This window comes from Brevibacterium sp. FAM 27836 (assembly GCF_051351055.1).
Lineage (GTDB): Bacteria > Actinomycetota > Actinomycetes > Actinomycetales > Brevibacteriaceae > Brevibacterium.
In genome coordinates, this window is sequence record NZ_CP195711.1 from 660,639 (window position 1) to 673,544 (window position 12,906).

9 protein-coding genes are annotated in these 12,906 nt (G+C 65.2%); 4 read left to right on the forward strand and 5 right to left on the reverse strand.

Features of this window, described 5'->3' with window-relative positions; genetic code table 11:
* Positions 1-88: 88 nt before the first annotated feature.
* On the reverse strand, positions 89-559 hold the full coding sequence (gene rpsG, locus ACSE4D_RS03130; protein WP_135537132.1) for a 30S ribosomal protein S7: 471 nt from the start codon (positions 557-559) through the stop codon (positions 89-91).
* Positions 559-933, reverse strand: a complete 375-nt coding sequence (gene rpsL / locus ACSE4D_RS03135; RefSeq protein ID WP_092015674.1) for a 30S ribosomal protein S12 — start codon at positions 931-933, stop codon at positions 559-561. Before rpsL ends, rpsG begins: the two co-directional genes overlap by 1 nt.
* Before the next feature lie 535 nt (positions 934-1,468).
* Here rpsL and ACSE4D_RS03140 point away from each other — a divergent pair.
* Both ACSE4D_RS03140 and katG read left to right on the forward strand, forming a co-directional pair.
* Positions 1,469-1,945 carry a Fur family transcriptional regulator gene (locus tag ACSE4D_RS03140; RefSeq protein WP_205683260.1) on the forward strand — a complete coding sequence of 159 codons (477 nt, stop codon included), beginning with the start codon at positions 1,469-1,471 and terminating at the stop codon, positions 1,943-1,945.
* A gap of 120 nt (positions 1,946-2,065) precedes the next feature.
* A complete protein-coding gene (gene katG / locus ACSE4D_RS03145; protein ID WP_135537133.1) occupies positions 2,066-4,273 on the forward strand; it encodes a catalase/peroxidase HPI in 2,208 nt (735 codons plus the stop codon).
* Between the two features lie 282 nt (positions 4,274-4,555).
* Here katG and ACSE4D_RS03150 read toward each other — a convergent pair whose 3' ends face one another.
* Both ACSE4D_RS03150 and ACSE4D_RS03155 read right to left on the reverse strand, forming a co-directional pair.
* The gene (locus ACSE4D_RS03150) at positions 4,556-6,091 is read right to left on the reverse strand and encodes a sensor histidine kinase (protein WP_135537134.1); all 1,536 of its coding nucleotides are present in this window, start codon (positions 6,089-6,091) and stop codon (positions 4,556-4,558) included.
* Positions 6,088-6,804: a response regulator transcription factor gene (locus ACSE4D_RS03155; RefSeq protein ID WP_135537135.1), complete on the reverse strand. Its 717-nt coding sequence runs from the start codon at positions 6,802-6,804 to the stop codon at positions 6,088-6,090. The genes ACSE4D_RS03150 and ACSE4D_RS03155 overlap by 4 nt, the downstream gene beginning before the upstream one ends.
* Before the next feature lie 294 nt (positions 6,805-7,098).
* Between ACSE4D_RS03155 and ACSE4D_RS03160 the strand changes: the two genes are divergently transcribed.
* Both ACSE4D_RS03160 and ACSE4D_RS03165 read left to right on the forward strand, forming a co-directional pair.
* The gene (locus ACSE4D_RS03160) at positions 7,099-7,794 is read left to right on the forward strand and encodes a DUF1707 SHOCT-like domain-containing protein (protein WP_135537136.1); all 696 of its coding nucleotides are present in this window, start codon (positions 7,099-7,101) and stop codon (positions 7,792-7,794) included.
* Positions 7,791-8,816, forward strand: coding sequence for an ATP-dependent 6-phosphofructokinase (locus ACSE4D_RS03165; protein WP_135537137.1), 1,026 nt, complete (start codon positions 7,791-7,793; stop codon positions 8,814-8,816). Before ACSE4D_RS03160 ends, ACSE4D_RS03165 begins: the two co-directional genes overlap by 4 nt.
* Positions 8,817-8,972: 156 nt before the next feature.
* On the opposite strand, the gene ACSE4D_RS03170 is transcribed toward ACSE4D_RS03165, so the two are convergent.
* Positions 8,973-12,845, reverse strand: coding sequence for a DNA-directed RNA polymerase subunit beta' (locus ACSE4D_RS03170; RefSeq protein WP_135537138.1), 3,873 nt, complete (start codon positions 12,843-12,845; stop codon positions 8,973-8,975).
* Positions 12,846-12,906: the final 61 nt, after the last annotated feature.

Sequence of the window (12,906 nt, forward strand, 5' to 3'; positions counted from 1 at the left end):
TCTCAATCGATGATTTGCTCGACTCCCCTGCGGCCCGGTCGGCAGCTCGCGCGGACGCTGTCCGCCGGCCGGGCAGCTGGGAAAACGATTACCAGCGGTAGTGGGCGAAGGCCTTGTTGGACTCGGCCATCTTGTGAACGTCCTCGCGGCGCTTGACTGCTGCACCGAGGCCGTTGGCGGCATCGAGGATCTCGTTCATGAGTCGTTCGGTCATAGTCTTCTCACGGCGCTGACGGGCGTAGCCCACCAGCCAACGCAGAGCCAGGGTGGTCGAACGACTCGGGCGAACATCGACCGGCACCTGGTAGGTCGCTCCGCCGACGCGGCGGGAACGGACCTCGAGGGACGGACGGATGTTGTCGAGAGCCTTCTTCAGATTGACAACGGGATCGTTGCCGTTCTTCTCGCGGGTGCCCTCGAGGGCACCGTAGACGATGCGCTCTGCGGTCGAACGCTTGCCGTCGAGCAGGATCTTGTTGATCAGCTGCGTGACGAGCGGTGAGCTGAAGACCGGGTCAACGACGATCGGTCGCTTGGGTGCAGGACCTTTACGTGGCATTACTTCTTCTCCCTCTTCGCACCGTACTTGCTGCGAGCCTGCTGACGACCCTTGACGCCCTGGGTGTCGAGCGAACCGCGAACGATCCGGTAGCGCACACCGGGCAGATCCTTGACGCGGCCACCGCGCACGAGCACGATCGAGTGCTCCTGCAGGTTGTGTCCCTCGCCGGGGATGTAGGCGGTCACTTCGATCTGGCTCGAAAGCTTGACACGAGCGACCTTGCGAAGAGCCGAGTTCGGCTTCTTGGGGGTAGTGGTGTACACACGGGTGCACACTCCACGACGCTGCGGGCTGCCCTTGAGGGCAGGAGCGTCAGATCCTGCTGAATTGACATGCCGTCCCTTGCGGACGAGCTGCTGGATTGTCGGCACTAAGCGTTCTCCATTTGCTTCTCGATAGACCTAATTCCCAACACCGGCCATGACCGCAGTCATGTCTGTGAACCGTGGGACATATCCGACTGCACACCGGGTGAAGCTTGGCTCCCGATGCCAGTAACCACGCGAGTCACCGACCCCTGCGCTCGGGTGTGTCGCAAGGGCGCTGCGGCGCAGGTTCGACGTCTCGGCGGCCTGCATCGACGAATTCTCACAAGGGATCCGAAACTCACAGAAGACTCGGCAGGAGCGTTCGACAACGCAGATAACACAATCAGTCGCTTACCAGAATATCCCGCACTTCGGCATCTGGTCAAAATCACGGTCGTCCACGGTACCCTGCAAACTCGCGGAAATCAGCGAGGCGCGCCTGTGACCTCGGCTCCCGGCCCTGCGGGCACCCGGGTTCGACGCGACGGCGTCCACCGACATCCGCGCCGTGAATGGGGCACGGATGGGCCGGACCGCCTCGGCGAGGGGTTTTCATCGTTTCCTTGACTCATTCAAAAGAAGCGTGCATTCTGGTGGTGTGAACGGGACGAATCAAGAACACGTCGACGAGGCTGGCGCCGCTCTGCGGCAGACGTCTCTGCGCGTGACGAAACAGCGGGTCGCGGTGCTCGAAGCCGTGCGGGATCATCCGCATGCTGACACCGACACCGTCATCCGCTCAGTGCGCGAGTCGCTGCCTGCGGTCTCCCACCAGGCCGTGTACGACTCGCTCCACACCCTCACCGAGGTCGGGCTCGTCCGCTGCATCCAGCCATCCGGCTCGGTTGCTCGGTACGAACGGCGGATCGGAGACAATCACCACCACTTGGTGTGCCGGTCATGCAATCTCATCGTCGATGTCGACTGCACGATCGGTCAGGCACCGTGCCTGACGCCCTCCCACGATGCCGGCTTCCTCATCGAACAGGCCGAAGTCACCTTCTGGGGCCTGTGTCCCGACTGCGCGGACTCCGGTGCCGAGAGGCCCGAGGTCGGCAGTCGTTCCGCCGTGTGAGTCCACGCTCTGTTCATTTCCATCCGTCTTCTTCCGAGGACACCCCTATGCCCTCTTTCCGAGGTCAGCCCTTATCTTCAACGGAGTCGCCGAAGTCGACTCGACTGTGAAAGGAATACGATGACCCAGACGACCACAGGCGGCTGCCCGGTCGCCCACACCTCCACAGAGCCGGCAGCGGCGCCGGATTCCCGACAGCTGGTCAACCCCGTCCAGGGCGACGCCAATGCGCAGTGGTGGCCCAATCGCCTCAACCTCAAGATCCTCGCCAAGGGCCAGCCGGCACGCGACCCCATGGACCCCGACTTCGACTACGCGGCCGAGTTCAACAGCCTCGACTACTTCGCGCTCAAAGCCGATATCGAAGCACTGCAGAAGAACAACCAGGACTGGTGGTCCGCGGACTTCGGCAACTACGGTCCGTTCATGGTCCGTATGGCCTGGCACTCGGCCGGAACCTATCGCGTCCAGGACGGTCGCGGCGGCGGAGGCGAAGGCCAGCAGCGTTTCGCTCCCCTGAACTCCTGGCCCGACAATGTCCTGCTCGACAAGGCGCGCCGTCTGCTGTGGCCGGTCAAGAAGAAGTACGGCAAGAAGATCTCCTGGGCCGACCTGTTCATCCTCGCCGGGAACGTCGCCCTCGAGCAGATGGGCTTCGAGCCCTTCGGCTTCGCCGGCGGCCGCGCCGATGTGTGGGAGCCGGACAATGACGTGTACTGGGGCTCGGAGTCCGAATGGCTGGGCACCGACAAGCGCTATGTGGGCAACGGAGAGCTGCAGAAGCCTCTGGCCGCGACCACCATGGGCCTCATCTACGTCAACCCCGAGGGCCCCGAGGGCGAGCCGAATCCGCTGAAGTCGGCGCTCGAGATCCGTGAGACCTTCGCACGGATGGCGATGAACGACGAAGAGACCGTCGCCCTCATCGCCGGCGGCCACACCTTCGGCAAGACCCACGGTGCGGCGCCCGAATCCCACAAGGGCACCGACCCCGAGGCAGCGCCGCTCGAGGAGCAGGGCCTGGGCTGGCGCAGCGACTACGGAACCGGTCAGGGCAACGACACCGTCGGCAGCGGCATCGAGGTCACCTGGACCTACCACCCGACCCGTTGGGACAACGAGTTCTTCCACATCCTCTTCGCCTACGAGTGGGAAGTCTTCGAGAACGAAGGCGGACATCTCCAGTGGCGTCCCGTCGACGGCGGCGGCGACGATATGGTGCCGATGGCACAGGGCACCGGCCGCCGTGAGCCCCGCATGCTCACGACCGACCTGGCCCTGCGCTACGATCCCATCTACGGGGAGATCTCCCGCCGGTTCAAGGACGATCAGAAGGCCTTCCAAGATGCCTTCGCCCGCGCCTGGTTCAAGCTCACTCACCGTGACATGGGACCGGCCACCCGCTACCTCGGCCCCGAGGTTCCCACCGAGGAGCTCATCTGGCAGGATCCGATTCCCGCCGGCACCCCGCTCGACGCCGCCGGCCTGGAGGCCGTGAAGGCCGCCGTCCGCGACTCGGGTCTCACGGTGTCCCAGCTGGTGTCGACCACGTGGGCGGCGGCGTCCTCCCACCGGGTCTCGGATATGCGCGGCGGAATCAACGGCGGACGTCTCCGCCTCGAACCGCAGCGCAGCTGGGAGGCCAACGAGCCGACCAAGCTCGCGCAGGTTCTGCCAGTCCTCGAGGAGATCGCCGAGTCGACCGGTGCGTCGTTCGCCGATGTGCTGGCCATCGCCGGTGCCGTCGGAGTCGAGACAGCTGCGAAGGCGGCCGGCCATGAGGTCACCGTGCCGGTCTCGACCGGTCGCGGGGATGCCACACAGGAGCAGACGGATGTGGATTCCTTCGGCTTCCTCGAGCCCACCCATGACGGGTTCCGCAATCATCTGACCGCGGATCTTCCGCTCCGGGCGGAGTACCTGCTGCTCGACAAGGCCAGCCTGCTCGGGCTCACCCCGCCGGAGCTGACCGTGCTCATCGGCGGTCTGCGCGTCCTCGGAGCGAACTTCGAGGACTCCGATCTCGGAGTGTTCACCGACCGACCGGGCGAGTTGACGAACGATTTCTTCGTCAACCTCCTCGAGCTCGGCAACGTGTGGAAGCCGGTCGGCGACTCCGAAACCGCCGAGTTCTACGAGTGCTTCTCCCCTGCCGGCGAGAAGCTGTGGACCGGCAGCCGCGTCGATCTGCTCTTCGGTGCGAACTCCGAGCTGCGCGCCATCGCGGAGGTCTACGGATCCGACGATGCCGGCGCGAAGTTCGTCGCCGACTTCGTCAAGGCCTGGACCAAGGTCGTCGAAGCCGATCGCTACGATCTGCACCGCTGAGATGATCATCGACTCCGCCGAGGCGACTCCGCAGTGAAGCTGTGACTCGACCGGTCTGCTGCTGAGTCGGTCCACGGCTCTTCGAGTCTGCGACTGAGTCGGCCCCGCAACGACGATGCCCCCACCGGAGTCGGTGGGGGCATCGTCGTGTCATCATTCGTTCCTGTTGAGGTCGGCGAGGCCGATGGCACTCTCGGCCTCGGGACTGCAGTCCGCCCAGGCCGGCCCTGTGTTCGGGCTGTGCGATCCACCCGGGTCAGGCGTCCGTCTCAACAGCCCCGTTCATGGGGTCGGCAGCCGCAGTTCGAAGGCCGTGCCCTCTCCCGTGCTCGTCATCGAAATGCTGCCGTGCATGAGCTCGACGAGCCCAGACGCGATGGCCAGGCCCAGGCCCGAGGAACCGCCCTTCGCCCCGTCCTGACGAGTCCTCGACGGGTCGCCGCGGACAAACCGGTCGAAGACCCGGTCCCGGATCTCCGGGGGTATGCCCGGACCGTCGTCGCTGATGCGGACCACCACGACATCGCGGGGCAGCTGACCGGCAACCGGTTTGCGCTGCGCTGAGGCTTCGACACGCACTCGAGTCCCCGGAGGCGTGTGCACACACGCATTGGTGAGCACGATCGACACGACGCGTCGGACCTGATCGACAGCGCCACGGACTTCGAGGACCTCGGGCGGCACATCGAGGACGATGGCATGGTCGGGGTTGACCACATGCGCGTCCTCGACGAGTTCGATGAGCAGGGCGGACACATCGACGGGGTCCTTGCGCGTCGGCTGCCGACCGGCCTCGAGACGGGCGAGCAGAAGAAGGTCGTCGACCAGGACCGACATCCGCATCGCCCCGGAATCGATCCGGCCCAAGGAGGTGGCTACCTCGGCGGGAAGCTCCTCACGGTATGGGCGGGTGAGGTCGGCCCACCCGCGGATCGTCGCGATCGGGGTACGCAGCTCATGGGAGGCGTCAGCGACGAACCGGCGCATCTGCTCCGTGCCCCGATACCGTTCTTCCAGGGCGGAGCCGACATGGTCGAGCATCCGGTTGACCGAGGCCCCGACATCACCGACTTCGGTGCCGGGGACGGCGAGTTCGCTCGGCACTCTCAGCGCGAGCTCGGGCTTGCCGGCCCCCAGTTCGAGGTCGGTGACCTCCCGTGCGGTGCGGGCGACGTCGCGGAGGTCACGCAGCTGACGATGAATGATCACTGCCATGAGCGCGGCAGTGGTGAGTACGCCGATGAGGACGACGAACGCGGTTGTCCAGGCTGTGCGGTCGAGTGCCTCGTCGACACTGCCCTGCGGCACACCGTAGACGGTGGTGGTGTCGCCGTCGGCGAAGGCGACCACCCGGTAGGAGCCGAACCCCGGCACGCGCACGGACTCATGGGCGGCCTCGTCGCCGGGTTCGATCTCGAGAAGGGCAGTGATCGCCTCAGCAGACAGCGGTCGCGGTCGGGTCAGCCCCGCCTCGGCGATCAGACCTTCTCCCCCGCTGCCGGAATCAACGACGACGAGCGCACCGTCTCCCACGCCCGGCTGGAAGAGATAGCGCAGCGCCGAATCGACGGCCGCGGACGATCCGCCGTCCGTGCCGGTGCCAGAGCCCGGTCCTGCGGCCGCATCTCGGCCCGAACCAGGACCGTCCGCCGAGCGCGCATGCGAGGTCATCGACGTCAGCTGTGCGTCGAGGTCCGCCATGAGGGAGCTGCGCACACTCAGCCAGGAGGCGGCGCCGATCCCGGCTCCGACGAGCATGAGGACGAGTCCGGCGAGGACGATCAGCCGCGTCTGCAGCCGCCACCGGCGCAGTCTCATGATTCGGCTCGCATGATGTAGCCGGCTCCGCGTTTGGTGTGGAAGAGGTTCTCCAGATCCGGGAACGGAGCGTCGATCTTCTTCCTCAGGTAGGAGACGTAGAGTTCGACGATATTGCCGTTGCCGCCGAAGTCGTAGTCCCATACGCGGTCGAGGATCTGCGCTTTGGACAGCACGACTCGCGGATTGCGCATGAACAGCAGCAGCACCTCGTATTCGCGGGCCGTCAGCTCGATCGGGTGACCGGCGCGGGTGACCTCGTGCGAGCGTTCGTCGAGTTCGAGGTCCCCCACCCGCAGCACGTCGTCCTCGTCGCCCGGACCGTTCGTCACGCTGCGGCGGAGACGGGCCTCGATCCGGGCGATGACCTCGTCGAGGTTGAACGGCTTCGTCACATAGTCATCCCCGCCGAGGCGGAGCCCCGTGAGTCGGTCATCGACCTCATCGCGGGCGGAGAGGAACACCACCGGGGTTTCGATCCCCTCCCCGCGGAGCTTCTCGATCACAGCGAACCCGTCGAGGTCGGGCAGCATCACGTCGAGGACGATCGCATCGAAATGCTCACTGCGCGCCAGCGCCACCGCTTCCCGTCCGGTGCCGACGCCTGTGGCCTGCCAACCCCGAACATGGCAGGCCATGACGAGCAGTTCGGTGAGGTTCGCTTCGTCGTCGACGAGGAGAATGCGTGCCGGAGCCGCCGCTGTCGATGTCATAGGTCGATTATCCCCCTCATTCCGCGCTGAGATCGCAGAGGAGACGGAGCCGGGGCCCTGTGCGTCGGAGAAGCCGGCACGAAGACTGGTCCTGAGCAGCCGGCTGCAAGAACAGGAGATGATTTCACGTCTGATTCCCCGTTTCGCCGCCGGGCGCCGGTCTCGTATCTCATAGCCTCCACCTTCGCGGCACCACATGGGCCCCGGATTGGTCGCTGCTGTGGTCCCGCTGTGGACTCATCCGCTCAGCAGACCGACCTGTCCCCTGCTTCGAGTCCCGCTACACTGGAGAGCATGGCCGATGATGACTCCCCTCCTCCTCAACGCCGCGTTCGCGCCTCCGACAAGGACCGTGATGATACGCTCTCGGTGATCACCGAGGCGGTCACGAACGGGCGGCTGGACCCGGAGGAGACTGCGGAGCGCCAAGACGATGCGATCGCCGCGAAGTTCGTCGACGAACTCATGCCGCTCCTCGACGACCTGCCCGAGGGCGAACAGCTCCACCGCCGTTTCGCCCGCCAGACCGGCCACGGCTCGGCCACCGGTTCCTCGGTCCCGGGTTCGGCCCTCCAACGGCGCGGGCCCTCCGAACTCTCGCCCACCGCCGAACCGGGCTCGGCCCGACCGATGAGCTCTGTGGCCATCATGTCCGGTCGTGAGATCGACGTCCCACCCGGCACCGCGGAGGTCACCACCTACGCCCTCATGGGCGGGGACAACATCGACCTGTGCGCTGTCATGGGGCCCGGAGTGACGGTCGAAGTGGTCTCCTATGCGATGTGGGCCGGCAACGACATCTATGTCCCGCCGGGCGTACGCGTCCGAGACGAGACGATCAACATCATGGCGGGCAACGAGGTCCGCCAGTCCGCGCGGGGCGACGGGTCGAACGGCACCGTCATCCTCAAAGGCTTCTCTCTCATGGCCGGACACGATGTCCGGCTCGCCAAAGGCTATCGAACAAAGGATCAGGGTCAGCTGGAATGAAGATCGGTGTACTCACCTCGGGCGGCGACTGCCCGGGACTCAACGCTGTCGTCCGCGGCATCGTCCGCAAGGGCATGCGCACCCATGGGGCGTCTTTCGTCGGCATCCGCGACGGATGGCGCGGACTGCTCGAGGACGACATGTTCGATATGACCATGCTCGATGTGCGCGGCCTGTCCGGTCGGGGCGGAACCATCCTCGGCACCTCCCGCACCCATCCCTATGAGGACGGCGGGCCGGAGCGGATGCGCGAAGTCATGGCCGCCCACGGCATCGATTCGCTCATCGCCATCGGCGGCGAAGGCACATTGGCCGGGGCGTCGCGCCTGGTCAACGAGGAAGGTCTTCACATCGTCGGGGTCCCGAAGACCATCGACAACGACCTTGGCAGCACGGACTACACCTTCGGCTTCGACACCGCCCAATCCATCGCCACCGAGGCGATCGACCGGCTGCGCACCACCGCCGAATCGCACCACCGCTGCATGGTCATCGAGGTCATGGGCCGAAACGTCGGCTGGATCGCACTGCACGCGGGCATGGCCGCCGGAGCGCACGCGATCCTCATGCCCGAGTTCCCCGTCTCCTTCGATCAGATCGCCGACTGGGTGACTTCGGCGAAGGAGCGCGGGCGCGCTCCCATCGTCGTCGTCGCCGAAGGCTTCATCCCCGAGGGTTTCGACACCCAGGTCGCCGATCAGGGGCTGGACAACAAGGGTCGAGTCCGCCTCGGCGGGATTGCGAACTATCTGGCACCGAAGATCGAAGAGATCACCGGAATCGAATCCCGGGCCACGATCCTCGGGCACCTGCAACGAGGCGGCTCCCCCACTGCCTACGATCGTGTGCTCTCCACCCGGCTGGGAATGGCGGCTGCCGACCTCGCTCAGCACGGTCATTGGGGCAAGATGGCCAGCCTCAAGGGCACCGATATCGTCTCCGTGGAGATGTCATCGGCGGTGCACAGTCTCAAGTCCGTGCCTCTGCACCGGTGGGAGGAAGCGCAGGTGCTCTTCGGCTGAGCACCCAACGGGCTCAGGACCAGGCAGACACAGAAGAGGGGCACTCACCGCATGGTGAGTGCCCCTCCTCTGTGTCAGCTCTGTCGGGCACGAGGCCCGGGCCGCGCCCGCTGTGTGCGGTGCGCGCCCGGCCCGGCCCGGCTCAGCCGTTGAGACTCAGCTGAACGCGCCGTAGTCGTAGTCCTCCAGCGGGATGGCGGAACCGGATTCGGATCCGATGCCCGCGTAGAAGTCCCCGTAGCTGTTGGTGAACATCTCGGCCTTGGCCTCTTCGGTCGGCTCCACCACAAGGTTGCGGTGCTTCTGCAGGCCGGTGCCCGCAGGGATGAGCTTACCGAGGATGACGTTCTCCTTGAGACCCATGAGCGTATCGGACTTGCCTTCCATGGCCGCCTCGGTGAGGACGCGGGTCGTCTCCTGGAAGGATGCGGCCGACAGCCACGATTCGGTGGCCAGCGACGCCTTCGTGATGCCCATCAGCTCGTCACGAGCCGATGCGGGCTGTCCGCCTTCGGCGACGACACGACGGTTCTCCGCCTGGTAGCGGCCGCGGTCGACGAGCTCGCCGGGCAGCAGGTTCGTGTCGCCCGACTCGATGACGGTCACGCGACGCAGCATCTGCCGCACGATGACCTCGATGTGCTTGTCGTGGATGCCCACGCCCTGCGAACGGTAGACCTTCTGGACTTCCTCGACGAGGAAACGCTCGGCCTCACGACGACCGCGGATGCGCAGCACCTGCTTCGGATCGACCGCACCGACGATGAGCTGCTCACCGGCCTTGACGTGCTGACCATCCTCGACGAGGAGGCGGGCGCGCTTGGACACGGCATGCTCGATCTCCTCGCTGCCGTCATCGGGGGTGATGATGACGAAGCGGGTCTTGCGGCTGTCGTCGACCTTCGCCCGACCGGTCGCCTCGGCGATGGGGGCGAAGCCCTTCGGTGTGCGAGCTTCGAAGAGCTCGGTCACACGCGGCAGACCCTGGGTGATATCACCCGAGGAGGCCGCCGCACCACCGGTGTGGAACGTACGCATCGTCAGCTGGGTTCCCGGCTCACCGATCGACTGGGCAGCGACGGTGCCGATGGCCTCGCCGATGTCGACGAGCTTGCCGGTCGCCATCGAGCGACCGTAGTGCTCGGCGGAGATCTGTGTATCGGAGTCCGCGGTCAGCACCGAATGGACCTTGAGCTCCTCGATGCCGGCCGCCACGAGGGCGTCGACAGTGGCGGCGGTGACATCGGACTTCGCCGGGACGATGACATTGCCATCGGCGTCGGTGACGTCGTTGACGGTGAGTCGACCGTAGACGCTGGTCTCCGCGAATTCGTGCGGGACGAGGTTGCCCTCGTGATCGCGTTCGGCAACCGGCAGGGTGATGCCCTTGTTCGAGTCGGCTTCCGCGGTGCGCACGATGACGTCCTGCGACACGTCGACGAGACGACGGGTCAGGTAACCGGAGTCAGCAGTACGCAGAGCCGTGTCGGCCAGACCCTTACGAGCACCGTGCGAGGCGATGAAGTACTCGAGCACTGCCAGGCCCTCGCGATAGTTCGACACGATCGGACGCGGGATGATCTCACCCTTCGGGTTCGTCACCAGACCACGCATACCGGCCAGCTGACGCACCTGCATCCAGTTACCGGATGCTCCGGACTCGACCAGACGCAGCACCGAGTTCTCCTCAGGGAAGTTCGTGCGCATGACCTGGTCGACCTTCTCGGTCGTCTCGGTCCACAGCTTGACGAGCTCGTTGCGGCGCTCGTCGTCGGTGAGCGCACCGAGTTCGTACTGCTGCTGAACCTTCGTGTCGATGGCCTCGGCCTCGTTGAGGATCTCCGTCTTCGCCTCGGGCGAGACGACGTCGGACATCGCGATGGTGATGCCCGAACGGGTGGCCCAGTAGAAGCCGCCGGCCTTAAAGTTGTCCAGCGTGTGGGCGACCTCGACCTTCGGGTACTCCTCGGCGAGGTGGTTGACGATCCGGCTCAGCGCTTTCTTGTCGATCGTCGAGTTGACGAACGAGTAGTCGGCGGGCAGGTACTCATTGAACTGTGCCCGACCCAGAGTCGTCTGCACGTCCAGCGGATCCCCGGCCTCCCAGCCTTCGGGCACCTCGATGTCCGCACCGGGAACCACGTCCTCCAGGCGGATGGTGATCGGCGAACCGAGGTCGAGCTCCCCACGGTCGAATGCCATGATGGCTTCGCCCATACCGGAGAACGAACGTCCCTCGCCGGCCAGTCCCTTGCGCTCGGAGGTGAGGTGGAACAGACCGATGATCATATCCTGCGAAGGCATCGTCACGGGCTTGCCGTCCGAAGGCTTGAGGATGTTGTTGGCCGAGAGCATGAGGACGCGGGCCTCGGCCTGCGCCTCGGGGCTCAGCGGCAGGTGCACAGCCATCTGGTCACCATCGAAGTCAGCGTTGAACGCCGAGCACACGAGCGGGTGCAGCTGGATCGCCTTACCCTCGATGAGCTGGGGTTCGAACGCCTGGATGCCCAGACGGTGCAGAGTCGGTGCGCGGTTGAGCAGCACAGGATGTTCGGTGATGACCTCTTCGAGGACGTCCCACACCTGCGGGTGCTGGCGCTCGACCATGCGCTTGGCCGACTTGATGTTCTGTGCATGGTTGAGATCGACCAGGCGCTTCATCACGAACGGTTTGAACAGTTCGAGAGCCATGGTCTTGGGCAGACCGCACTGGTGCAGGTGCAGCTGCGGGCCGACGACGATGACCGAACGGCCCGAGTAGTCCACACGCTTACCGAGCAGGTTCTGACGGAAACGTCCCTGCTTGCCCTTGAGCATGTCCGACAGCGACTTCAGCGGGCGGTTGCCCGGACCGGTCACCGGACGTCCGCGACGCCCGTTGTCGAACAGCGAGTCCACAGCTTCCTGCAGCATCCGCTTCTCGTTGTTGACGATGATCTCGGGAGCACCGAGGTCGAGCAGACGCTTGAGACGGTTGTTGCGGTTGATGACACGACGGTAGAGGTCGTTGAGGTCCGAGGTGGCGAACCGGCCGCCGTCGAGCTGCACCATCGGGCGCAGTTCCGGAGGGATCACCGGAACGACGTCGAGGACCATGCCCTCGGGGTTGTTGTCGGTGGTCAGGAACGCGTTGACGACCTTGAGGCGCTTGAGCGCACGGGTCTTGCGCTGCCCCTTGCCGGTGGCGATGAGCTCACGCAGCTTCTCGGCTTCGGACTCGAGGTCGAAGTCGATGAGGCGCTTCTGGATCGCCTCGGCGCCCATGGCTCCGGTGAAGTAGAGCCCGAAACGGTGGAACATCTCGCGGTACAGGCTCTCGTCGCCTTCGAGGTCGTTGACCTTGAGGTTCTTGAAACGGTCCCACACCTGCTCGATACGGTCGACCTCGCGGTCGGCGTTCTTGCGCAGCTTGTCCATTTCCTTCTCGGCGGTGTCGCGCAGCTTCTTCTTGGCCTGGGCTGTGCCGCCGTCGGCCTCGAGTGCGGCGAGATCCTCTTCGAGCTTCTTGGCACGACGATCGATGTCGGCGTCACGGCGGGTGCCGATCTGCTGCTTCTCGACGTCGATCTTGTTCTGCAGGCTGGGCAGATCACGGTGACGGGAGTCCTCGTCGACGGAGGTGATCATGTAGGCCGCGAAGTAGATGACCTTCTCCAGGTCTTTCGGGGCCAGATCCAGCAGGTATCCCAGACGGGAGGGCACACCCTTGAAGTACCAGATATGGGTCACGGCAGCGGCGAGCTCGATGTGGCCCATGCGCTCACGACGCACCTTGGCACGGGTCACCTCGACGCCGCAGCGTTCGCAGATGATGCCCTTGAAGCGGACGCGCTTGTACTTTCCGCAGGCGCACTCCCAGTCGCGGGTCGGCCCGAAGATCTTCTCGCAGAAGAGTCCGTCCTTCTCCGGCTTCAGGGTGCGGTAGTTGATGGTCTCAGGCTTTTTCACCTCACCGTGTGACCAGCCGCGGATATTCTCTGCGGTGGCAAGACCGATGCGCAGTTCATCAAAGAAATTGACGTCAGGCACGTAAATCCTCTTTCCTGGCGATGAACGAATCGTTCACCAAAAAGTTGTGTCGGTTGAAGTG